Annotated in this window: 19 protein-coding genes; 7 read left to right on the forward strand and 12 right to left on the reverse strand. The window is 46.7% G+C overall.

Going from position 1 to position 24,826, the window contains the following annotated elements; all coding sequences use genetic code 11:
* Positions 1–10: 10 nt before the first annotated feature.
* The 3 genes from RHEIN_RS04730 to RHEIN_RS04740 form a co-directional block, all read right to left on the reverse strand.
* Positions 11–2,464, reverse strand: coding sequence for a S9 family peptidase (locus tag RHEIN_RS04730; RefSeq protein WP_008897834.1), 2,454 nt, complete (start codon positions 2,462–2,464; stop codon positions 11–13).
* A 172-nt stretch (positions 2,465–2,636) separates the two neighbouring features.
* Complete coding sequence (locus tag RHEIN_RS04735) at positions 2,637–4,778, reverse strand: hypothetical protein (protein WP_202797775.1); 2,142 nt, start codon at positions 4,776–4,778, stop codon at positions 2,637–2,639.
* A gap of 187 nt (positions 4,779–4,965) precedes the next feature.
* A complete protein-coding gene (locus RHEIN_RS04740; RefSeq protein WP_008897836.1) occupies positions 4,966–5,571 on the reverse strand; it encodes an FMN-dependent NADH-azoreductase in 606 nt (201 codons plus the stop codon).
* Positions 5,572–5,803: 232 nt separating this feature from the next.
* Between RHEIN_RS04740 and RHEIN_RS04745 the strand changes: the two genes are divergently transcribed.
* On the forward strand, positions 5,804–6,385 hold the full coding sequence (locus RHEIN_RS04745) for a sigma-70 family RNA polymerase sigma factor (RefSeq protein WP_040554534.1): 582 nt from the start codon (positions 5,804–5,806) through the stop codon (positions 6,383–6,385).
* Positions 6,369–7,037: a ChrR family anti-sigma-E factor gene (locus RHEIN_RS04750; protein ID WP_008897838.1), complete on the forward strand. Its 669-nt coding sequence runs from the start codon at positions 6,369–6,371 to the stop codon at positions 7,035–7,037. The genes RHEIN_RS04745 and RHEIN_RS04750 overlap by 17 nt, the downstream gene beginning before the upstream one ends.
* Before the next feature lie 74 nt (positions 7,038–7,111).
* On the opposite strand, the gene RHEIN_RS04755 is transcribed toward RHEIN_RS04750, so the two are convergent.
* A complete protein-coding gene (locus tag RHEIN_RS04755; RefSeq protein ID WP_008897839.1) occupies positions 7,112–9,382 on the reverse strand; it encodes an aminotransferase class V-fold PLP-dependent enzyme in 2,271 nt (756 codons plus the stop codon).
* A gap of 656 nt (positions 9,383–10,038) precedes the next feature.
* Here RHEIN_RS04755 and RHEIN_RS04760 point away from each other — a divergent pair.
* Positions 10,039–11,076, forward strand: a complete 1,038-nt coding sequence (locus tag RHEIN_RS04760; protein ID WP_008897840.1) for an IS110 family transposase — start codon at positions 10,039–10,041, stop codon at positions 11,074–11,076.
* Between the two features lie 294 nt (positions 11,077–11,370).
* On the opposite strand, the gene fadR is transcribed toward RHEIN_RS04760, so the two are convergent.
* Positions 11,371–12,090 (reverse strand): fatty acid metabolism transcriptional regulator FadR, encoded by a 720-nt coding sequence (gene fadR / locus RHEIN_RS04765; protein WP_008897841.1) that lies wholly within the window; start codon positions 12,088–12,090, stop codon positions 11,371–11,373.
* A 182-nt stretch (positions 12,091–12,272) separates the two neighbouring features.
* Here fadR and dsbB point away from each other — a divergent pair, with 182 nt between their 5' ends.
* Positions 12,273–12,806 (forward strand): disulfide bond formation protein DsbB, encoded by a 534-nt coding sequence (dsbB, locus tag RHEIN_RS04770; protein WP_008897842.1) that lies wholly within the window; start codon positions 12,273–12,275, stop codon positions 12,804–12,806.
* 59 nt (positions 12,807–12,865) lie between these two features.
* On the opposite strand, the gene RHEIN_RS04775 is transcribed toward dsbB, so the two are convergent.
* The 6 genes from RHEIN_RS04775 to prmB form a co-directional block, all read right to left on the reverse strand.
* A complete protein-coding gene (locus tag RHEIN_RS04775; RefSeq protein WP_008897843.1) occupies positions 12,866–13,486 on the reverse strand; it encodes an FKBP-type peptidyl-prolyl cis-trans isomerase in 621 nt (206 codons plus the stop codon).
* Positions 13,487–13,573: 87 nt separating this feature from the next.
* Entirely contained in the window at positions 13,574–13,852 is a 279-nt protein-coding gene (locus RHEIN_RS04780) for a YfcL family protein (protein ID WP_008897844.1), read from the reverse strand.
* Positions 13,853–13,854: 2 nt separating this feature from the next.
* Complete coding sequence (locus RHEIN_RS04785; RefSeq protein ID WP_008897845.1) at positions 13,855–15,012, reverse strand: ATP-NAD kinase family protein; 1,158 nt, start codon at positions 15,010–15,012, stop codon at positions 13,855–13,857.
* Positions 15,013–15,058: 46 nt separating this feature from the next.
* A complete protein-coding gene (locus tag RHEIN_RS04790; RefSeq protein ID WP_008897846.1) occupies positions 15,059–16,222 on the reverse strand; it encodes an MFS transporter in 1,164 nt (387 codons plus the stop codon).
* An 89-nt stretch (positions 16,223–16,311) separates the two neighbouring features.
* Positions 16,312–17,409, reverse strand: coding sequence for a chorismate synthase (aroC, locus tag RHEIN_RS04795; protein ID WP_040554535.1), 1,098 nt, complete (start codon positions 17,407–17,409; stop codon positions 16,312–16,314).
* A gap of 48 nt (positions 17,410–17,457) precedes the next feature.
* Positions 17,458–18,402 (reverse strand): 50S ribosomal protein L3 N(5)-glutamine methyltransferase, encoded by a 945-nt coding sequence (prmB, locus tag RHEIN_RS04800; RefSeq protein ID WP_008897848.1) that lies wholly within the window; start codon positions 18,400–18,402, stop codon positions 17,458–17,460.
* A 35-nt stretch (positions 18,403–18,437) separates the two neighbouring features.
* Here prmB and smrB point away from each other — a divergent pair, with 35 nt between their 5' ends.
* A complete protein-coding gene (gene smrB, locus RHEIN_RS04805) occupies positions 18,438–19,016 on the forward strand; it encodes an endonuclease SmrB (RefSeq protein WP_008897849.1) in 579 nt (192 codons plus the stop codon).
* Here smrB and sixA read toward each other — a convergent pair.
* A complete protein-coding gene (sixA, locus tag RHEIN_RS04810; RefSeq protein ID WP_040554536.1) occupies positions 19,000–19,491 on the reverse strand; it encodes a phosphohistidine phosphatase SixA in 492 nt (163 codons plus the stop codon). The genes smrB and sixA overlap by 17 nt on opposite strands.
* A 172-nt stretch (positions 19,492–19,663) precedes the next feature.
* Here sixA and RHEIN_RS04815 point away from each other — a divergent pair, with 172 nt between their 5' ends.
* Entirely contained in the window at positions 19,664–22,435 is a 2,772-nt protein-coding gene (locus tag RHEIN_RS04815; RefSeq protein ID WP_008897851.1) for an insulinase family protein, read from the forward strand.
* A gap of 54 nt (positions 22,436–22,489) precedes the next feature.
* Positions 22,490–24,727, forward strand: coding sequence for a putative bifunctional diguanylate cyclase/phosphodiesterase (locus RHEIN_RS04820; protein ID WP_008897852.1), 2,238 nt, complete (start codon positions 22,490–22,492; stop codon positions 24,725–24,727).
* The last annotated feature ends 99 nt before the right edge of the window (positions 24,728–24,826 follow it).

A 24,826-nucleotide genomic window follows, 5' to 3' on the forward strand; every position in this document is an offset into this window, starting at 1 on the left:
CCTGATCCTGTTAAAGCTCTTGTTCAAATAAGCGGAAGATACGTTTGTATTCATCCAGCCAGCTGCTTGGCTGACGGAAACCATGAGGTTCTACCGGATAAATCGCAGTCTCAAAGTTGGCATTTTCATGCTCAATCAAACGTTGCACTAAACGCACCACATCCTGGAAAAACACGTTGTCATCCACCATAGGCGCATTAATCAACAGCTTGCCTTTTAATCCTTCAGTGAAGTAAATCGGCGAACTACGACGATAAGCTATTGGGTCTACATCAGGGGTATTCAGAATGTTTGAGGTATAGCCATGGTTGTAATAGGCCCAGTCACTGACAGGACGTAAAGCCGCACCTGCTTTAAACAGATCAGGTTCAGTGAACAAGGCCATAAAGGTCATAAAGCCACCGTAAGAGCCACCATAAGTACCTACACGTTGTGGGTCAACATGAGCATTCGCCACCAGGTACTTCACACCATCAACTAAATCCTGAGTTTCAGGGGTACCCATCTGGCGGTAAATAGCTGTACGCCAGTCACGGCCATAACCTTTTGATGCACGGTAATCCATATCCAATACGACATAACCTTGCTGGATCAACAGATTGTGGAACAGGTATTCACGGAAATAACCAGACCAGCCCAAGTCACTGTTTTGCAGATAACCGGCACCATGGTTAAAAATTACAGCGCGGCGTTTTTCACCCTGCTGATAATCTTTTGGCAAATAAAGCTTAGAAAACACAGGCTGTTTACCATGGCTGGATGGCACAGCAACTACTTGTGGTGCAGCAAGGTTTAACGCCATCAGCTCTGCTGACACTGTATGAGTTAAACGGCTGACTTTGGCTTTAGGTTTGTTGTCCATCAGATATAACTCTGGTGGCGTTACAGTGTTGGACCAGGTCAGCAGCAGCTTGTTTTCATCCGGTGATAACTGATAGTCAGCCGAGCCTTTGAGCGCTGTCATTTGCTCCAGCTGGCCTGAAGCTAAATTGACACGATACACTTCGTAAATGCCAGGATGGCTGATATTGCCTTTGAAATACAGGTACTGATCGTTTTTAGTTAAACGCGGATTACTGACTTCAAAAGTACCGGCTGTCAGTTTTTTTGCAGTGCCATTGACGGGTTTAACATACAGATGGGCATAACCTGATTCTTCTGACAGGTAATACAAAGACTCTTTTTGGCTTAACCAGCCAAAGTCATTAAAGCTGTAGTTAATCCAGGCATCATCATGCAATCTGTGCTGATTCACCAGACGCTTCTTCGCAAAATCTACTGTCGCCAGCCAGCGGTCTTTGTTATCCCAGGCTTTGAGCATCACTGCCACTTGTGAACCTGAGCTGTGCCATTGAATAGCAGATTGATTCCAGCTCCAGTCATTGATCAGTTCAATAGCTCGAGGCGCTTTTTTCGACTGATAAGTTTTGCCCTGTGCTTTGGCATTTTCTGCTTTCACAGCCGCCAGCACATCTTCATCAAAACCAGGTAAGTCGTTGTATTTCAGCTCTGTTGCCTGCTGAGTTTTCACATCAACCAGAAACAACTGGTGCGATTGAGGTTTTTGATCCGCCACACGACGACGTACTTCTTCAGCTGCTATATCACCAGAAGCTGTGATGTAGTTGGGCATAATGTCAGTTTTATCACGCCATTCGCCTTTATCCGCTAACGCGACCAGCAACATATCGCCTTTTGGAGAGAGGCTGGCCGATGCAATGCGCTTGTCTTTATTCAGATAAACAGCCTGAATCGCCAGCGCATGGTTTTGCGCCGCCAGTAACTGCCGCTGTTCAAACTGTTCTGCTTTGTTTTTATGCGTCAAAGCAACAAAGTCGATGAGTTTGTGCTGTTCTTGCGCCAGATAGGAAGTTTCTACTTTAGGGGCCGCTGGTTTATCCGCATTTTTCAGGCTAACCAGTTCAGTGACAGCACCGCTGTTTAAATCCAGCACCTGATAAGTCCAGCCAGCACGGAATACCAAACGGCCATCCGCTAAAAACTGCACTTCGTCATAACGGGTTGAGCTTCGTGTCACTTGCGTTAACTTGCCCTGATGTTTAACAAACACATTGCCTTCAAACAAATAAGCCAGCGATTTGCCATCCTGACTGTACACAGTGCGCGCCGATCCCATTAAATGCCAGTCGGCCATAGGCACTGCTGTTGCCAAAGCGCCCTGCTCCGCTTTTAAGCTATACCAGTCCCGAATTTCTGAGCCCTGACGTTTTTGCTGAAAATACAACTGACTGTTGTTATCTGCCCAATAAGCCCCTTCAGCCGGACGACCTAACCAGTCCGGATGCGCCATAATTTGTTCCATAGTGAAAGGCGCATGGGCTGCATTTTCCGGCGCTTTTACACTGACAGGACTGAGCTGATAGGTTTGAGGTTCTGCAGCAACCGCAGAACCGATAAAACTTGCCGCGACAAAAGCCGCTACTAACCATGGTTTTGTTTTCATTGATATTCTTTTTTAGTGGTGGTTGTAAGCTCTTTATACAAAGAAATAAGCCAAAGACCAAGAGTTGTGTGAATAGCATAGGTTTAATGGCTGGTGGCAGGCGATAAATGGAAAAGCATCAGAGAAAAACAGCCTGCGAAATGACTTCGCAGGCCAGATACAACAAACAATCTTAATTCAGTTTGAACCACCAGAACACAGCACCAGCTAAAACCAGCAACAGGATCAGCAAAGTTCCCCAAGACCGTTTTTTCTCAGCAAAAGGATCGGCTAAGCTGCGTTTTGCGCCCGCAGGCAAACGAGCCAGTCCTGTTAAAGCAGCACCAAAAGGCACATTAATTTTAGCTCTGGTGTTCACCGCCCAGCCATTCGCATCCAGCAATGGCCCCAAATTACGCCGACGCAAGGTTAAAAAAGCCATCAACATCGAAGGCCCTGAGATCAGTATGAACACAGCAGCTATCACCAGCGGAATTTGCCACCAGACCAGCGAAAAAAGCCCGGCTATCATCGCAGCCAAAGCAGTACCAATAGCTCCTACGGCTAAACCCATAGCCGCAAAAATACCGGCAAACTTAGCAATATCAAAACCAGCGGCAGCAGGTGTTGCCGGCGCTGGAGCTGCGGCAACTGCAGTGACACCAGTGTTGGTTTTGGTTTCAATATCTTTATCGCGTGAGGCAGCAAACTTTTGTATCTGGCTTTCGATAAATGCAGCCACCCTTTTGTAAGGAGACCAGAATGCCTGACCAATACTGACAGGCTGAGCCACCACTTTAGTCACCATGGCCCGCCAGTCCCGGCCTTGTCTGTCGTAAAACACACCGTTCCGGCCTGGTACCATTAATTCGTCTACATCTCCTCCGGTCAAAGCCGCTACTATCTGCAACGGGGCTTCACCTTTTCGCTCACAGGTACAATACACCAGATAACAACCGCTAAAAGGTGCCATAGTGGCATGACGCGCCATATCAGACACTTTGAGTACCAGCTCACAGCTGCGCTGATCCAGATACAAGGTTCCTATCTGAAAAATAGCTTTGTTTTTACTTTGATAAAAATCACTTAAAGACACAAAGTTACGTAACAAGGTGACTAAATCACGTTGATATCGCACTAAACGTTCGACGGCGTCGACGTTATCAGCAAATACCGATGCAGAACGATCCTGAGCAATTAAGGCTTCAAGCCTGGCTTTGCCATCGCCAGCCACTATAGCCTGCAAACGCTCCGCAGCCAGTTGATGCAAGCTGGTATCAGGTTTAGCTGCTTGCCACAGACGCCACGGCTCTAACTGCTGGCAAATACTTTTCCACTGCTCCGCTGTTAAATGAGCGGCTTTCGTTTTACTTTTGCTCCCCAGCAAAGGGTCAACGACCAGGAGTTTAAATTGGCTCATCGCACTGGCCCAGGCCGGATTAATGCCTTCGCCCAGCGGTAAGGATTGCCCCGCAGCAATAGCGGCTAAAGGCAAAGCCGCAACATCCTTGTCACTGCTACTAATGGCTTTATTACTTAATAAGTCATACACAGCAACAGCAGGATTTAAGGCTTCAGCAGCACGATTATCAAAAGCGGCCAACTGACAGCGAACAAAAAAGTCATCTACCTTGGCTTTAACCGCTTCAAAAGCAGCAACAGCATCATTTGTTTTATCAGCTAAAGGACAAAACAGCGGATCAGCAGGATCAGCTGCGGCATGCCAGTCCACCACGGCAGCAGCTTGTTGGTAAAACGCATTCAGGCTATCACTGTGGATCCCCAAACCACCACTACGATCCGGCTGTCCGCCCTGAGTCTGAATAATTTCAGTGATCAGCTGCACCAGCTCGGGATCTGCGGTCAATTCGGCCATGACCACACCATCGCCATTAAAATGATGGGGCGAAAACAGCAGTGTCTTATCAGCCAGATCAGTAACCTGCAAGGGGTCGGCTTCCGTTTTACCTGTGATTTCCAGCACACGCAGCGCAGCAGCTTTGAGGTTAGCGCCTTCAGCATCCTGATCCTTAATGGCGCTCAGCGGTAAACCTGGCGCCTTAAACATGATTTCCGCATCCAGCACCCGCTCACAACTCCAGCGCACAGCAGAGAGAATTTCCGGCACCCGGATTTGGCCATCACCATCCTGATCCAACAAAGCCAGAGTCCGGCAGTCAAATTCAAGGCCAGTGGTAGGACAGTTCAATACTGTCCAGAGTTTGGGGTCTAGTTCAGTTAAATGCTGCAGATCTGCAGCAGAGTCCAGCGCCACCTGATCAAAACCACCGGATCGGAAAAAACGCCATTTATGTTGAGATTGAATAGTTGCCAAAGCATGCTCTCCCTGAGGCATTAGTTTTACCTAGCATAATTCAGAGCAGCCAGAGTTACCAAACCCTAAGTGAAGAAAGTCCTTAAATAACAACACAAAAGCAGAATTTTCTAAAAAAAGGCCACTTATTGAAAGTGGCCAAAGCTTGTGGGAAACAGAGTGAGTACAGAAAAAACCAACAGCCTCGTTAAGCAGCTACTGCCGGAGCTAATTCAGCGATACGGGCTTTTGCGGCAGAAAGTGCTTTTTCAGCGCTTTCCGGGCCCATATTTAAGCCTTCAGCATAGATAAAGTTTAAATCTTTTAAACCCATGAAGTTCAGTATTGTATTGAGAAACGGAGTTTGTGAGTCCAATGCCGTGCCCTGATACAAACCGCCGCGGGTGGCAAAAATAAAGACTGGTTTGTCTTGCAGCAGGCCTACAGGGCCGCTTTCAGTGTATTTAAAGGTCACGCCGGCTCGAGCCAGACGATCAAAATAGGCCTTTAACTGACTTGGAATACCAAAGTTGTACATAGGAACGCCAATCACAATAGCGTCAGCCTTTTTAATTTGAGCAACAGCCTGGTCAGATAAAGCAGCCAAAGCTTTTTGTTCATCGCTACGGTCTGACTCTGGAGTCATCCAGGCGGCCATTTCTGTCATAGTCAAATGGGGGTAGCTGTCCTGCACCAGATCCAGAGTTTCAGTGCTGAAACCTGCGGGTAAAGAAGCTAAGAATTGCTGACTTAGCTGAGTTGATTGACCTTTGTCGCCGCTTATCGAACTATTAATTACTAATACATGTGCCATGGTGATTTCTCCTGTCGAGTTAGTAAAAACAGAATACATTTTATTTTTTCGACAAAAAATCAGAATAAAACGAAGAAACCTTTCTATTTTTTAAACCAATCTAAAGTTGAATCCACAGCGTAAATAAAGCACAGGCAAAAATGATACAGACAGGATTGGAATAATGTTGGATCCAACATCAGTTCAAAGGCATGATGACAGGAATTATCAGAGGCCCGGTATTCAAGGATCTATGTCAGTTCAACCACCAGATAATGCGCAGTGGGAACAAGCTTTAACTTTTATTGCAGTGGATCGCGATAAAAAAGCTTATTCACAGTTGTTCAGTTACTTTGCACCACGTTTAAAAGCTTTTGGCTTAAAAATGTTTGGTAATGAGCAACAAGCCATGGAAATGGTGCAGGACACTATGTTGAATGTGTGGCAAAAGGCCAGGCTCTTTGACGCCAGCCGTGGTTGTGCTTCGACCTGGATTTTTACTATTGCCCGTAATGTACGTTTTGATATGTTACGCAAAAAACAAAGCCGTAAAGATGAACTCTCTGCCGACGATTTGTTTTTTGATGGCGATTATCCGGAACAGGAAGGAACGGACAGCAACGAATGGGACTTATGGTTGCTGGCGGAAAAAGTTGCACCCCATTTTGCCAAACTGCCTCCAGCGCAGCGTGATGTGATGGAAAAAGTGTATTTAGAGGAAAAATCGCATCAGGAAGTATCGGAAGAACTGGCTATTCCTTTGGGCACAGTCAAATCCCGTATTCGCCTTGCGCTCGACAGATTAAGAGAGGCCATTGATGATCCACGCAGTTAAACATCACCCGGCGCTGGAGCTGCTGGAACAGTATATTGAAGCCAGTCTGGCCCCTGAATTAAGCCTGGCTATTGCAGCACACCTGGATCTGTGCCCACATTGTCAACGCATTAAGATGGATTTGGAAGCTGAAGCCGGGGCACATTTGGCCGCCTTACCTCAGGCACAAAGCGCAGAAACTGACTGGCAACAGATGTTGGATTTTATTACCGATCAACCAGAAGTTGCAGCGCAGCTGACCCAACGGCAGCCTTTTGCAGTACAAATTCAGAATAGTGAAATTTTATTACCAGCTTCGCTAAAGCCGCTGCTGAAAAACAAGCTGAAGTGGTTAAATTTAGGTGGGATCAGCTCGGCAAAGCTGGCAGGTGAAGACCAACACAATGTGTCTTTACTTTATATTCGTAAAGACAGCGAAGTGCCACAACATACTCATTTGGGTTTGGAAATCACCTTAGTCCTTAAAGGTAAAATCTACGACGAATCGGGTTGTTATGGTGAAGGTGATTTATTGATTAATACACCAGACCATACTCATACGCCACGCACCATGAGCGAAGATTGTTTGTGTTTGTCGGTATTAACAGCACCACTGAAGTTTAAAAAAGGCTTAACACGTTTGTTAAACCCTCTACAGCATCTGTTTTACTAAACAGGTGCTGGCTGTTGCGGCGACCTTTATGGTCGCCCGTCTATCTGTCGAAGCTAAGTACGAAAACCAAAAGTTCAGGCTAACAAAGCCACTCCACCTTTTAAGTTAAACACCAGCTCAAAGCCTGCCCTGTTAAGCACTTTGGCGGCTAATAAACTTCGATTTCCTGAACGACAAACCAATAATGTTGGCTGCTGTTCCATTTGATGATGATCGCTGTGCTGCTCTGCCACCTGCTGTACTAATGCCGACAAAGGCACTTCCTTACAGACTAAATCCGGCAAATACACGGACAAAGCGCCAGCGGCCTGCTCGTGAGGTTCACGTACATCCCAGATCTGTAAGTTTGGATACTGTTGTATCAAGGCAGCAATTTGATCTTTATCAATGACAGCTGTGGCGTCGGATGCACAGACTTCCACCACGCCACAAAAATGCCCTGATTGCTGGTGCAGCCAGTCGGTTTGACGCTGTAACTCGCTTAACCACAGTTCTGCTGTATCTTCAGTATTCAGCACCTGTTGCAACACTGGCTGCTCCTGCAACATCAGATCCCAGCGTGTGAAAAAGCGCTGGGCATAATCATGACTGGATAATAATAAGGTTTGAGGTTCAAGCTGCTGGCTCAAAGCGCGCAAACTCTGGCGAAACGCCTGGCTGTCACCACCTGGTAAATCCAGCCGGCCTGTGCCACCCGGCAGAATAAAATCGCCAACCAAAGCAAATTTCTGCTGCTGTTTTTGTTCTGCAAATTGCCTTACCAGAATAGTCACGGCTTCAGGGCTATGACCAGGCGTTGCCACGGTTTCCAGCTGATATGCGCCCATCTTTATACGGGGTTCGGTCAAAGGCCAGCCGAGCGTAGTGGTATTTGCGTCACCCATCAGATCAGCTAATAAGGTCACCAGTTCAGGCCGGGCCGACGGATGATCTTTGTGCAAATGCGTATCCAGAATAGCCCGCACTTTTAACTGATGGCCCTGCACCAAAAGCGCGATCCGGCTGGCCAGAGGCAATACAGCATCAATAATAATAACTTCAGAAGTTTCGGCCGACACCAGCAAATAGCTGCATAAATCTTCATGTTTTAACTGCACTAAGCCTGCTAATGGCTGCAGCTCTGTACTGCTGGCGTCACTTAATACCAGACAACAGGAATTAACCACCACCTTTAGTGCCAGAATAGCCTTGCAGGCTTGCTGACACTCCTCTGCTGTCATAGCCGGGCCAAAGGATAAACGAATAGCGCCCTGACTACGCCACAAGGGTAAACCCATTGCATTCAGCACAAAACTGGTCGGAATTTTAGAGCTGCAAGCCGAGCCAGAGCTAACACGAATACCAGCGGCATCAAACAAATCCATAATGTCTTTGCTGGCAAAACCCGGCACAGAGAAGTTGATGGTGGTAGGGACTATATAAGGCCTGTCACTGTTCAGAACCAGATCAGGAAAGACCTGGCGCAGGGCGGACAGCAGTTGATCACGATAAAGCCACAGTTGCTGTTCTGGCTGAAAGACCGAACCTTCTTTTAATTTCAGTTGCTGAAATATCGCCTGCAAGGCTGCAATACCTGGTAAGTTTTCAGTACCTGAACGCAAACCACTCTCTTGCCCGCCGCCTGCTAATAATGGCTGATAAGGCGTACCTTTGCGTACATACAAAAACCCTATGCCTTTGGGAGCATAGAGTTTATGACCACTAAAGGGCGCGTAGTCTATGGTCATTTGTTCGAGCTGCAATGGCATTTTGCCAAGAGCCTGCACACAGTCCACCATCCACAAAACGTCTGGGGCAACGGCACGGATGAGTTGCTGCAAAGCGGCAAGGTCCTGCTTTACACCTGTCTCGTTATTGGCAGCCATAGTGCAAATAAGCAGGGTGTTTGGCAGTTGTGCACGAATAAAGTCAAAATCCAACAGGCCATGCTGATCGACCGGAATAGCTTTAATAGTCGCGCCCAGCTGCAACACATGGTTCCAGTGTTCAAGGCTCTGAGGCACAGCTTTGTGTTCAGTGGCCCCGTACAATAAGCTAAAAGTGGATCCTGTTTTTCCGGACATGCGGGCATGCAACAAAGCGGAGAAAATAGAACTCTGAATGCCTTCAGTGGCACCTGAGGTAAAAACGATGTCACCCGATCCTGCGCCAATCAGCTGACGAGCCAGTTGTCTGGTGCTTTCGAGCTCCACTTTGGCTTTAATACCTGTGCTGTGGCTGCTGCTGGGATTACCAAAACACTGCTGCATCGTATGCTGAACAGCTGCTGCAGCACAACTCAACACCGCTGTGGTGGCATTATTGTCCAGATAAATTTCTTGTGGCCGGATGACAGACTTTTGCATGATTCGCCCCATATAACTAAAGGTTATATTATATATGGCAACATAATAACCAGCCGTTACAGCTGTGACAAGGTGATAAAGGTAAGTACAGCTTATCGGATACAAGTAAAGAAACCACCTTCTGAAGATGGTGGCTTTGCGTGAAGCCTCTCAAAGGGGCCTTTTATCGAGTCAAAGAGTGACCACATCATCAGTTACTTTTTATTGAGTTTAAACCTAAAAACTTAATGCCTAACCCAAGCTTCGTATAGCCTACAAGAAAAATACGAACAAAGTTTCAGGTAAAGCCTGTTTGATGATAACCACCTAATGAAGTAGGTGGTTTTGGAGCCGAAAAAACAAAATCGCCTGGAGCGATTTACACTCACATCGTCCTTGATGTTCGCCTCCGGCAGCTAAAGCTGTGCAAAACAGCTATCCTGCTGTTTTGTCACTCACATCGTCCTTGATGTTCGCCTCCGGCAGCTAAAGCTGTGCAAAACAGCTATCCTGCTGTTTTGTCACTCACATCGTCCATGATGTTCGCCTTCGGCAGCTAAAGCTGTGCAAAACAGCTATCCTGCTGTTTTGTGAACATTGGAGATAATTGGACTCCCCCAGCTCATAGAGCTGGGTTAATATTTTAGTTCTCACACAAAAATATTTTGGAGTCCAACATGCACAATATAATCGCAGGTGTTGATTTAGCAAAAGAAGAAATTCAGGTTTGTGTTTGTAAACACAACAAGGTGCAGTCTAATCGGGCGCAGACACCGACACAATTTGCTTCTTGGTTAGCTTCATCAAAACCCATGACTATTGTATTTGAGGCATGCAGCACATCAAATTATTGGAAACAAATCGCGCTAACACATGGGCATGATGCACGACTTATTTCAGCCAAACTTGTTGCCAGTGTGAGACAAAACCAAAAAACGGATAAAAATGACGCCTTAGCCGTTGCTCAAGCTGCTCAACTCACTGATGTTTCATTTATTAACGGTAAATCAAAAGAGCAACAAGAACTCCAAACGTTAGCTCGCTTACGAGAACTTGCCGTTAAACATAAAGTGGCGATGCAAAATCAGATTAAATCTTTATTATTAGAATTTAATATCAGGGTGTCACCCAGCCAAGGCGGCTTAAGCCGTGTCGTTCAGGGAGTTCTGGAAGATGCTGAAAATGGCTTCTCCATGGTCTTTCGGGAAGCGTTAAATACTGGATGGCAGCAACTCCTACTCAGCATTGAAGCGATACACAAATATGATAGTTATTTAGAGAAAGCGGCAAATCAGCATGTGATTTGTAAAACTTTACAAGCATTGGAAGGCGTTGGCCCACTGAATGCGATCAATCCCTATATTGCTCTCGGTTGTGGGGAAATGGGGCAATTTAAAAAAGGCCGGGATGCTTCTGCCTGCATTGGTTTAACCCCAGTTCAACATACTTCCGGTGGTAAAGTGAAACTCGGCTCTGTGGGTAAGTACGTTCAAAATAACACGATTAGAAGCTGCTTGGTGAGTGGCGCCATGTCAGCAGTTAACCATGCAACCCGACGTACGGCAAAAACAAAGAAAGACCTATGGATACAACAAATGGTCGAACGTAGGGGGAAGCGCTGCACTGCTGTTGCGTTGGCCAATAAAACAGTAAGAACTGCCTTTGCCATGCTAGCGAATGGAACAGAATATAAAGCAGAACTTTTGGCTGCTTAAACAAGGTTTGTCAAACAACGATAATGCTCGATAAAAGATGAAAATCAGCTTGTTTAGTCAGTGCTTCGCTCAGAGCTTTTAGCTCGCTATCGAGATTTGACAACAAGTTCGCGTAAATATCATAGAGCCAGGGATAGCTACCCAATTAGAGCTCGTACATAAGCACGCATTTATTCTTTCATTGATATTAATGTTGTTGACAAGGGGGAGTCCACATAAGCGAAGCGACGATGGCCCGACAGGGTGAGCGCCATGGATGGCTGCAAATAAAAACCGCCTTTCGGCGGTTTCAGATTATTCGATTAAATCTTTTGGAATTTGTGAGCGTAAGCCAGCCCAGATTTTTCCGCTTTCTTTACCGTACTTACGTACCGCAAACACCACTTCATCATGTTTACCAGCTTCAGCATATTGCTTCAGTTGATTGTAGTACTGACGCGCCAGTTCACGGGCTTCAGCGGATGAGAAGTAAAAACGGGCAATTTTGTTATACAAGCCACGGAAGCCATTTAAAATCAGCACATAAATACGGTTGGATGAATGCAACGCCATTTCATGGTTCAGGTTGTAATCAAAAGCTGCAAAAGCTTCGGCGGTATCCGCTAAATCTTCAGCACCGGCAAAAGAGGCAATCACCTGTTCTTTATGAGTTTTGATAGCACCACGAATATAAATAGCACTGATATTAGTGCGGGCAGATAATAGCTCGTCCACCAATTCAGGCATACGTTCTTCATCTAAACGCGCCAGGGTTTCCAAAATATTTAAGCCTGAAGTTTCCCAGAAATTATTTACTTTAGTGGGCTTACCGTGCTGGATAGTCAACCAGCCATCACGGGCTAAACGCTGTAACACTTCACGTAAGGTAGTACGAGTGACCCCTATCAGCTCTGACAGTTCACGCTCAGCTGGCAGAATGGAACCTGGAGCAAATTTACCATTCCAGATGGACTCAACAATATATTCTTCAGCAAAACCAGCTGGGCTTTGCGCTTTAATCAAATTCATAGTCATGCGGAGGGGCCCGTTGTCATTATTATAATGTCAGATAAATGGCACTGATTGTACCAGAGACAAAGCAGTTAACAAGCTATGGATTAAAAATAGCTGTTCGACGTGCTGTGGGTTGTCTTTCGGCTGTTTTTGCCTTAGATTGACCGACTTATAGTTTTGTTTTATCAAACAAAGGGATCCGAATGTTATCCAGTCTGGCAAAATGGTCAAAACAACGATCGGCATGGCTCGTTTTAGCTCTGTCAGCCACGGTGTTGTTAGGTCTGGCCTTGTACTTTCAATATCAGATGAATTTGCAGCCTTGCATGTTGTGTGTTTACGCCAGAGCAGCATTAACAGGTGTGATTTTTGCAGCCCTGATTGCTTTAATATCGCCAACCAATGGTTTTTTGCGCTGGATAGCTTTATTAACTTTTATCGCAAGTTCAGTCTGGGGTGTGTTGATCACCCAGGAACACATAGGTGTAGAGGAGCTGGTGCAATCCGGCGGTTTATATACCTGCAGTTTGTTTCCTGAATTCCCGCTGGGTTTGCCGTTAGATAAATGGTTTCCGGAAATTTTTAACCCTACAGGTATGTGTGGTGATATTGCATGGCGCTTTATGGACTTGTCTATGCCCGTCTGGACAAGAGTGATTTTTGTGGTTTATACGCTGCTGTCACTGATGTTAATTTTCAGCCAGTTTAAGAAGAAAAAATACAATCCATACGACTAAGTTTCACATCTTAAGCAAAAGGAGCCAACAGGCTCCTTTTTCATTTTAAAAACAACGAATTAGCCAATAATAGCTAACAGTTCCACATCAAATACTAAAGTACTGAATGGGGCAATTTTGCCACCAGCGCCACGCTCACCGTAAGCCAGGTTGTGTGGGATAGTTAAACGTAACTTGGTGCCAACTGGCATCAGTTGCAGCGCTTCAGTCCAGCCAGCGATCACGCCAGATACCGGGAATTCAGCAGGCTGACCACGGTCATACGAGCTGTCAAACACTGTACCGTCAATTAAAGTACCGTGGTAGTGCGTACGCACTGTAGAAGCTTTGGTTGGCTTCTCGCCTTCACCTTGTACTAATACTTCGTACTGTAAGCCAGACTCAGTCACTGTCACGCCTGGTTTTTTCGCATTTTCAGCAAGGAAAGCTTCACCAGCACCGGCTAAAGCTTTGGCTTGTTCTTCCTGTTGTTCCTGCATACGCTGGCTGATCACCTGAAAAGCAGCACCAATTTGCTGTTCAGATACTTCTGGTTCATCACCCTGGAAAGCAGCAGCTAAACCTGCAGCGACCGCCAGAATATCCAAACCGTCAAACGGATTGTCAGCCAGTTGCTGACCCATTTGCAGACCGATGCCATAGCTGGCGTGTTGCTCTAAGCTGGTAAATTTAGTAGACATAAAGTTCACTTGTAGTTTGGCGCACAAAGCGCGTTGTAGAAGCGCAAATCAAATTCGGCTTCAGTTTTAATCTGATGCACTATCAGATCACGAAAGTTGTTGCAGTTGCTGCCACAGCCCCAGCACTAAGCTTTGGTCCTGCTCTGTCAGCTCACCACCGGCAATAGCTAAATCCAGACTTTGTTGTACAGAACCCATAAGTTCAGCACGCTCAAATTCCTGTTCGGTTAATTCTAAACGGCCGACAGCTAAATCAAAATGGCCACGCAAATAACCACCGGCAAATAATTCATCATCACTGGCTTTTTGCACCATTGCATCTAAAAATTGGGCCACTTGCTGAATATAGGCCTGAACGTCCTGCATTTTTACTCCTCCAGACCTAGTCTGTACATCACATAATCGTTGTAACCGACCAGCACAGGGATCAGGCCCTGTAATTGCTGATCAAGCACAGCATCGCCTGTATCTGCCAATAAGGGCCGGCCTTCAAGCTGCTGCAATTTGGTTTTAGTCGCCACCAGGCAAATATTCGAACGGCCCACAGCACGGATAACAGCAGGACTTAACTGCTGATTACCCCGACCAAACACATGGCCCTGACCACCTATTAATGTAATCACCAGTTTGCTTGGATAATCCTGCACCAGCGCCAACAACTCTGTGGCTGTCACATCGGACCCAATTAGCTTGCCATTTTCAACTACATCCACGCCCAACAGGGTATTCGGCAGGCCTAATTCTTTCATCACGGCGGCCACTGTGGAACCTGAGCCCATCACATAACGCACATCATCGTCCATGGTACTGGCGATATAAGCCGCTAAGTCATCAAGCACCAGCTCTTCGGATTCTTTGCCACCGTTTTTAACACTTTGAATGTAACGAAGTTCGGCTGGAATACGCATTTCGCCAAAACGTTTGGCACGCACTATGCCCTGCCGAAAGGCGGTTTCGTCTATGTCCATTACGGCAGCTTCGGTTAAGCTCACTAACTCGCCTTTCACCAGTTGGGCTATTACCTTACCCGCTGCCGATGGGCTGATGGCATAAACACCAGAGTGAATTTTACAACCTGCAGGTACACCGAGCACAGTAGCGAGCTCGCCGACCGCAGTACAGATATTGCGGGCTGTGCCATCGCCACCAGCAAATAACAATAAATCCACGCCCTGCTCTGCTATAGCTGCGGCAGCTTGTTCTGTGTCTTCTGCTGTAGTCTGTGTTGAGGACGGCGTATAACAAATCTGGTAATCAAAACCTAAAGACGCCAAAAGGTCAGCGCCCATAGCACCAGCAACGGTCAGTATTTGTAGTTGCTCTTTCAAAGGTAACAACTGCTCTAAGGCCAAAGCGGTTTTATTTTGCGCCTGAGGCACAGCTCCTAAAGCCAAAGCCTGTTCCACTACACCATCACTGCCTTTAAGCGCTACAGCGCCACCTACTCCGGCAACAGGATTGATAATTAAACCTAAACGAAACTGACTGGCCACAGCACCCTCTACAGCGTAAAAAAAACGCCGCATTGTAGCCTTTTACACCCCTAATGCCCAGCAAGAACTCTTTACCGGGTTAAAGGTTTTGCTGTTGCCTGAGCGTTTTTGGTAAAGAAAAGGCCATCAGCGTTGCGCCTGCAGCCGCCACGGCCGCACTGACAAAAGTTAAAGTAGCACCTGGTCCGTCCGCCCATAATACGCCGGCGCAATAAGCGCCTATAGCCCCACCCCCACCGTAGACCAAACCTGCATACAAAGCCTGACCACGGCTACGTTGTGCTGGTGCAAAAAAGCTTTGAATAAACTGCATAGCGCAGCTATGTGCAAGTGCAAAACTGGCGGCATGAAATAACATACTAAAAGCCAGCCAATACCAATGCTGTGCCAGATAAGCCACGATCAGCCAACGTAGTATGGTAAGGCCATAACAGAAGGTCAGTAAAACGCGGTAACTAAAGCGGTTAAGAACCTTACCTGCGTAGAAGAACGCGACAATTTCTGCCAGTACAGCCAGCGCTATCATTAACCCCGAGGTCAGCCCGCTGTAACCTAAATCGCGGCAATACAAAATAAAGAAACCATAAAAAGGCGCAAAACTGATTTGCATTAAAAAAGTCGCGGCCATAAAACGTAAAAACACCGGATGTTTAAACAAGGTTCTGAAGCGAATAGACTGCTGCCCTTCAGTGTTTTTCATGCTAAAAGACGGCAATAAAAACAAAGTACCAAGCAGCAACGCCAGAAAAATAGTGGCGCCCCAGGTCAGAAACTCAGGTCCAAACTGTTGCAGCAACAAGCCGCCCAGGATCACCACCAGGATATAACCCACGCTGCCTAAGCTGCGAACCTTGCCATACACTGTGCTGTCGTTATTCAAATAATGAAAAGCGCTGACTTCCAACTGCGGTAAAATAGCAGTCCAGAATAAGCTGAATAAACCCAGGCCAACGACCAGCGGCCAATAGCCAAAATCCATATAACTGCTCAGCCAACCGACAGAAGCCAGCACAGCACCAAAACGCATCACACTAATGGGATCGCCTTTGCGTTCCACCACCATAGCCCATAAACTCGGACCAATAATCCGGGTGGTGGTGACTATTGCCAGCAGCAAGCCTATATCGTGCGAATTAAAACCACGACCATCAAGAAACATCGGCAGGTAAGGTACAAAAATGCCCAATACGGCAAAATAAGCGAAATAAGCAAGCCCCAAAGCTGGGGTGGTGGCAAGTTTCATGGGTGTTCCACTACAAAAATTAACAGCACATTGGCCGCAGAGAAAAGAAAACGCCGCATAAAGCGACGTTTGTATTCTACCTCAAAGCACTAGCGCTGCCTTGCTATATCTGGTGTCGTGACCATCACATCAGCATTTTGTGCTCTGTGGCGCAGGAAATGATCCATCAACACTATCGCCAGCATGGCTTCTGCAATAGGCACAGCACGAATACCGACACAAGGATCGTGACGGCCCTTGGTGATCATTTCTGTTTCTTCACCACTGGTGGTAATAGTTTTACCTGGAATGCTGATACTGGAGGTAGGTTTTAACGCAATACTGACGTTAATATCCTGACCTGAACTAATACCGCCTAAGGTACCACCTGCATGGTTCGCACTAAAGCCTGCTAAGCTCAGCTCATCCCTGTGAGTAGAGCCACGCTGTTCAACCACAGCAAAACCATCGCCAATTTCGACAGCTTTGACTGCATTAATGCTCATCATTGCATGGGCTATATCCGCATCTATACGATCAAATACAGGTTCGCCCCAGCCCACTGGTACACCTGATGCCACTACATTTATACGGGCTCCAACTGAATCACCGTCTTTTTTCAGCTGACGCATATACTCATCTAACTGCTCAAGCACATCCACATCAGGGCAGAAAAAGGCATTTTGTTCTACCTGATCCCAGTCGAGTTTCTGTGCTTTAATAGGGCCAAGTTGCGCCATATAACCACGAATTTCGATACCAAACTTCGCTTTTAAATACTGCTTGGCAATGGCACCTGCTGCCACACGCACCGCTGTTTCGCGAGCGGAAGAACGGCCACCACCACGGTAATCACGAATACCAAACTTATGCCAATAGGTGTAATCAGCATGGCCTGGGCGGAACAGGTCCTTAATGGCTGAGTAGTCCTGTGAGCGCTGATCGGTATTTTCAATCAACAAACCTATGGATGCGCCCGTGCTATAACCTTCAAACACACCGGATAAAATCTTGACGATGTCATCTTCACGCCGAGCCGTGGTGTAACGTGAAGTGCCGGGTTTACGCCTGTCCAGTTCATGCTGAATTTGTTCCAAATCGAGTTTTAAGCCGGGCGGCAAACCATCCACTATGCCACCAATGGCCGGGCCATGGCTTTCACCAAAGGTGGTCACTTTAAACAGTTGGCCTATAGAATTACCCGACATCATTCACCCCTGCGTATCTTTGTATTTTCTGAACATTAAACTTTTAAACTAGGCTTCTAAACTATCCTGGTGTTTCACCAGGTCAGCTTTGCTGATGGCAAATACACCTAAACCACCACGTTCAAATTCCAGCCATTGCAATGGCAAATCCGGATACAGTTCTTGCAGCGCCACCATGCTGTTGCCGACTTCACAAATCAGCCAGCCGCCATCGTTTAAATGCTCTGCAGCTTCAGCCAAAATACGGCGTGTCAGTTCCAAACCATCATGACCAGAAGCTAAACCTAATTCCGGTTCGTGATGGTATTCATCCGGCAAGTCAGCCATATCTTCAGCATCAACATAAGGCGGGTTGGTGACTATTAAGTCGTAAGTCTGACCTTTAATCGCATTGTAGCCATCAGACAACATAGGAAACACCTGATGTTCCAGCTCATGTTGCTCGATATTAAATATGGCGACATCCAACGCATCTTCACTAATATCCAGCGCATCCACTTCGGCATTCGGAAACTGTTTGGCGCAGGCAATAGCAATACAACCAGAGCCAGTGCATAAATCTAAAATACGTGCTGGTTGCTCTTTAAACCAGGGCGCAAAACCCTGGCTAATCAATTCGCCTATAGGAGAACGGGGTACTAACACCCGCTCATCCACATAAAAACTCAAACCACAGAAAAAGGCTTGCTGAGTTAAATAAGCTGCCGGAATACGTTGTTCCACACGCTGCAATAACAGATCACAAAAGACCCGCGCTTCAGAGCTGGTCACACGCAGTGGCAACAGGTTTTCAGTGATCCGTGCCATATCCAGACTATGGGCCAGCAATAAAGCCGCCTCATCCCATGGATTGTCGGTGCCGTGGCCAAAATAGATATGGGCTTTATTAAACTGACTGACAGACCAACGTAACCAGTCATGGATAGAATGCAGCTCGCGGATGGCTTCGTCTATAATTTCCGCAGTCAGATGGCTGCTTTGGTGCTCTGTCATTGTGTTTTACTCGTTTGATTGGTTAGACTTCGGGCATGCGAAAAAAAACACCAGTTTTAGCTCTTCTTTCTGAAGAAAAAAAGAACACTTCTTCATCTACCAATCTTCCTGATGAAGATAAGCAGCTGTTCCGTGACTCGGTGACAGGCGCACGCCCCTTGCAGCAGGACAAGATACCTTTTGCCCGCCAACCCGGCAAGGTCAGAATGGCCGCCACTTTAACAAATAGCAGTCCAGATAGCCATTTGTTTTACTTTTCAGACCAGTACGAAGGTTTTTTAAGTGACGGTTCTACCTTAGCTTTTGTTCAGACGGGGGACGACCCCACTTTGGCCCGGCAATTAAAACGGGGCGAATTCCGCCCTGCTGTGGTGCTGGACTTACATGGCTTAACCCAACTCCAAGCCAAAACAGAACTGGCTGGCTTATTGGCTTATTGTGAACAACAGCATTTTAACTGCGCTTGTGTGGTGCATGGCAAAGGTTTAGGAATTCTGGCCAAAAGAGTACCCAATTGGCTGGTACAGCATCCAAATGTGAGGGCTTTTCATACGGCCCCAACAGAATGGGGCCGTGATGGTGCTTTGCTGGTGTTACTCAGGACACCGACTTGACCAGATGGAGCATGCCTGGACAGGCATATTCCAGGAAGATCCCTCTGTGCTGATGGTAATCAATACAAGCCACACCTGCGGTGTCAAAAATAGGTGTCTGACCACTGCGGGTAAAAGCTTCAACTAAAAAGCTGACCAGCGGCATATGAGACACCAACAAAATTTTGGCCTGCGGATTTTCGGCATACAGCATGTCAAGAAAATCGACCACGAACTGAGCATTGCCTTCAGGAACCAGATCTGTATTGAGTTCAACAGCTTGGCTTACCAACCCTTTTTGCACTAAAACTGCGGCGGTTTGCACAGTCCTGCGATAAGGGCTGGAGAAAATCCGGTCAAATGCACTATAGTGGTGATGCAGCCACTGGGCCATTTCACTGACTTCGGCCTGACCTGCTGCTGTTAATTGTCGTTCACTGTCGCTCAAGTACTGCGGTTCAGCTTCACCGTGCCGCATAATAACCAAATTAACCATTGTTGCTACCAGTTACAACTTCGCGACGCTCGCGAAAAGAGTGCGCTATGATAATGAAAGTTAATGCCGACAGTAACTGCTAATAAAGCATAAAATTGCGTTACTATATTCCTAATCGCTATGAAGAACCCTTGCCTTCCATATTTTCAGGGTTCCCGTCACGAGGCATAAATTGAAAAAAAACCAGTTAATGCAAAGCCCTAACGATAAGCGTCAGTATTTAGCGCTGACTTTAGCCAACGATCTGCCGGTGCTCTTAGTACACCAACAAGACGCAGAAAAAAGTGCTGCGGCTCTGACTGTGAATGTCGGACATTTTGACGATCCGGCCGAACGGCAGGGTTTGGCGCACTTTTTGGAGCATATGCTGTTTTTAGGCACTGAAAAATATCCGGACGCCGGTGAGTACCAACATTTTATTAATCATCATGGTGGCAGCCACAATGCCTGGACTGGCACCGAACACAGCAGCTTCTTCTTTGATATTGACACAGACTACTTTGAGCAGGCTTTGGACAGGTTTGCCGATATGTTTCGCGCGCCTTTGTTTCACGCCGATTATATCGAAAAAGAACGTCAGGCCATTGAAGCTGAGTTTTCACTCAAACTCAAAGACGACAGCAGAAGGATTTATCAGGTTCACAAAGAAACTGTGAATCCTGCCCACCCTTTTGCCAAATTTTCAGTCGGTAATTTACTGACCTTATGTGATACACCAGAACAAAGTCTGCAACAGGCAGTGCAGCAGTTTTTTAAAAGCCAGTACGGCACCCGCCGTATGAGCTTGTGTCTGGTCTCGCCTTTGCCCTTGCAACAACTGGAACAGCTGGTTCATCAGTATTTTGATGCCTTACCCAATGAGGTTTGTGCCAAAGCGGCTTTGTCGCAGCCTTTGTATCTGGCAGAACATCAGGCCCTGCAACTTGATATAGCACCTCACAAATTCAGTCAGCGGCTGGTGGCCAGTTTTGCCTTGCCTGATATCCAGCCCTGGTACAAATACAAGCTGATTTCCTTTTTGGCACATTTGTTAGGTGACGAAGGCCCCGGCTCTTTACTGGCATTTATCAAAGACAACGGCTGGGTCAATCAGCTCAGTGCAGGCGGAGGCATAGACGGCAGCAACTATAAAGATTTCACTTTGTCGTTTGAGCTGACAGAACAAGGCGTATTTGCCAAAGAACAGATTATTGAAGCTTTGTTTGGTCAGTTGCAATTACTGCGTCAGTCGCCCTTCCCGGAGCATCTGTTTCTGGAACGTCAGCGTTTAGTGCAGTGGAGCTACTTATATCAGGAGCCCAGCACCGCCTTGCAAGGAGCCTGTGATTTATCCGTCAATATGCAGCATTATCCGGTGGATGATTATGTCTACGGTGACTACCGTATGGACTTGCCGCCCGAAGCTTTGTACCGCGAACTGCTGGGGCATTTCAGACCAGACAATATGAGGGTGATGTTTATTGCCCCGGACATAAAAGCCAACCGGGAAGCGCGCTGGTATCAGACGCCTTATAGTGTGCAGCCTCTGCAGCAAAGCCAGCTAAGCCACTATTTACAGGCTAAAGTGCCAGCAAGCAGCCATCTGCCGCAAAGTAACCCTTATCTGGTGACAGAGCTGAATTTATTGGCTGACGCCGATCATATGACCAAGCCAGTGTTAGTGGCGAAGGAAAGCGGTTTTAAGTTGTGGTTTAAAGCTGATACTGATTTTAAAACACCCAAAGGTCATATTTTTGTGCAGCTGAATTTACCCAACTGCATTGGTTCTGTGACTCAGATGGCCAGCAGCCGTTTGTGGCTGGAGTTGTTTCAGGATCAGATCAACGAAAGCTTTTATGCGGCAACCACTGCAGGTCTGACTTACCATTTGCATGTGCAGCATAACGGTATCAGTTTGCACAGCAGCGGCTTAGCAGGGAACCAGATTAAATTGGTGGCAGATCTGTTAGCTCAGATGGCCTTTTGTCAGTTTGATGAGCAGCGTTTTAATGAGATCAAACGTCAGTTAATACGACACTGGCAAAACCACAGCAAAAATAAACCTGTCTCGAAGTTATTCAGCCAGTTATCCTCTTTGTTGCAACCTTTGAACCCGGATATAGATCAACTGGCGGCGGCTTTACAACAACAAAGCTTCAGCGCATTTATGGAGTTTCACCAGCAACTGCTGAAACAAGTTCATCTGGAAGCTTTTATGTTGGGCAACTGGCGTAAAGCGGACGCAGAACAGTTAAGTCAGGCGTTAAAAGGTTGGTTGTCTGAACAGCAGCAAGGCGAAGCTTTACCTCGTCAGCGTTACAACACTCAAGGGATCGGGCCTGTGTGGGTCAAGGTGCCAGTTGAACACAGTGATCAGGCGCTGGTGATTTATTTACCTTCACGGCAAAAGCGGCCTGTGGACATGGCGCTTTTTATGTTGGCTAATCATTTACTCTCCCCCGAATACTTCCATGTACTGCGAACAGAGCAGCAGCTGGGTTATCTGGTAGGGACAGGTTATGTGCCAATGAACCTGCTACCAGGTATAGCTTTTTATATTCAAAGCCCTGCGGCTTCATGCGCGGATTTATACCAGGCCACTTTGGCCTTTTATAAAAACTTTTTGTCTGAACTTGAAGAGCTGGATGAAGACGAATTTGTGCAAATGAAACAAGGTCTGGCCACCCAAATAAAAGAGCGCGACAGCAGCTTAGGTTCCAGAGCAAAACGGCTATGGCTGGCGATTGGGCAAGGCGATCATCAGTTTGATTTAAATGAGCAAATTGAACTGGCGCTGGAGCAACTCAGTCTGACCGATTTTATCGCGTTTTTTTACCAGTTATTGGCAGCAGATTACGATGCCATTTTCCTCGCTACAGGAGATAAGCCGGATCACAGTCATTTAACTGAGCAAAACCCGTTCAACTTATTAGAGAAATTGTCTTTATTGTCGGAATGGCTTTGACAGTGCGGACAACATTAGTTAACGTGAATTGATATCCATTAAAAAAGTCTGACTGTGCGCCTTACTCCTGTTTTATTGCTGCCATTAAGCCTTGTTATCACTGCACCTTTGCCTGTGTTTGCCGCAGGTTGGGAGCAGTTGCAACCTTATGTGCTGACAGTCATATCCGCCCTTTCTGTTGTTGCATTAACGCTGGCTCATCTGAGCATAGTGCGGATGCGGCGTTACCAGTCCAAACTGGAACAAAGCGAAGAACGTTTACGCTTGTCTTTATGGGGCAGCGGTGATGAGTTATGGGACTGGGATATGCTGGAAGGTCAGCTGTATCGCTCCAGTTCCTGGCATCAACCTTTGGAAAAACCGGGCGACAGTCAGCAGTTTCCACCCAATCGCTCTGAGATCCATCCACAGGATGTAGAAAGAGTCACCAGTTCACTGCAACAACATATGCATGGCATGACCCCCATTTTTGAAGCCAGCTATCGCATTAAAGCGGCAAACGGCCAATGGGTTTGGGTTTTAGACCGTGGCAAAGTGGTGCAATTAAATGAACAAGGTCAGGCGATACGGATGACCGGCACTTTAAAAAACATTCAGCAATTAAAAGAAACCGAAGAGCGCTTAAGCCTGTTTGCCCGTTGCCTGGATAATATCTCAGACGCTGTGATGGTCTGTGACACTAATTTTGCTTTACTGGAAGTCAACCCTGCTTTTGTCAGCATGACAGGCAAAAGCCGTGAATCGGTGTTGCATAGCGTATTTGAACTTTGTCTCTACCCTGCCCGGTTTTTACATGAAATCCGTCAGGCGTTGTTAGAGCAAGGCTATTGGGCCGGTGAAATTGAAGATAAACGCCATAACGGCGAGTTATTTCAGGCTGAGCTGAGTTTTGATGTGATTAGAGACGAACTGGGTCAGGTGCAGCAATTTGTTGGTGTAGTGTCTGATATCAGTGAGCGGAAAAAACGCGAAGCCGAATTAAATCGTTTAGCGGACACCGACACCTTGACAGGCTTACCCAACCGCGCCCGTTTTTCCAGCCACTTAACTCAACTGGTACGTGAACAGGTAGAACATGCACTTTTGGTGTTCGATTTAGACAACTTCAAAAAAATTAACGACTCTCTCGGCCATGAACTTGGCGATACCTTGCTGTGCAAGTTGTCTGAACGTTTAAGCCTGTTCACCCGCTTTAAAGCCAAGTTGTATCGCTTAGGGGGGGATGAGTTTGCTGTAGTACTGGAGAACACCAATGATATTCACAGCATTACCAGTTTAGCGAAAGACTTGCTGAAACAAATTAACCTGCCCTTTTTTATCGAACAGCACGAACTGGCGATCACCAGTAGTATTGGCATCGTTTTGTATCCGGAAGATGGCCACGACCCTCAGGCGCTGCTTAGAAACGCAGATACCGCTATGTATCATGCCAAACACGAAGGCGCCAACCGTTACCTGTTTTTTAATGATTCGATGAACAAACTGGCGGTCAAACGTTTGCAGGTGGAAAATCTGATCCGTCACGGCTTAAAAGAAGACTATTTCACTGTGTTTTATCAGCCAAAGATGGACATAGTCACTGGTCAGCTGGTGGGTATGGAAGCTTTGGTACGTTTTATTACCCCGAAAAAAGGCTTAATCAGCCCGGCCTCTTTTATTCCGGTGGCAGAAGAAACAGGCCAAATTCTTGAAATTGGTGAAGTGGTTCTGCAAAAAACCTGCGAGGACGTCAAACGCTGGATAGATATGGGTCTGTTTCATGGCCGTGTCGCCGTCAACTTGTCAGCCAAGCAGTTTATGCTGCCGTTTTTATGTGAGCAAATAGATGACATTCTGCAGCGCTCTGAGTTGCCCTCTTACCATCTGGAGCTGGAAATCACCGAAGGCACAGTGATGCAATCGCCAACTCTGGCGATAGATACCATGAAAAAGCTGCGCGCCCGCGGTATTCATCTGGCGATGGATGACTTTGGCACCGGCTATTCGTCCCTGGCTTATTTAAAACAGTTTCCGCTGAATACCTTAAAAATAGATAAAGCCTTTATCGACGATATGAATACGGCCCGTGGCCGCAATATGGTGGACACTATAGTCACCATAGCGCACAACCTGAACCTGACAGTAGTCGCAGAAGGGGTAGAGCAAGCTGAGCAGTTACAGCAGCTCAAGCAGCTGCGCTGTGAGATTATTCAGGGGTATTTCTATAGCAAGCCGTTGTCAGCCCACGACTTTGGTTTGTTCTTAAAACAACAGAAACAGCAAAAGCCAAAACTGACTGCAGTGACTGGTTAAAAAGGTCTTGGGGCTTTAGCCTGACCGCATCAATACCACAAAACGAAAAAAAGCAAAAAGGGGTCAGGTCTTGAATTTTGCATCAAGATGCAAAATTCA

The sequence above is a fragment of the Rheinheimera sp. A13L genome, assembly GCF_000217935.1.
GTDB lineage: Bacteria > Pseudomonadota > Gammaproteobacteria > Enterobacterales > Alteromonadaceae > Pararheinheimera.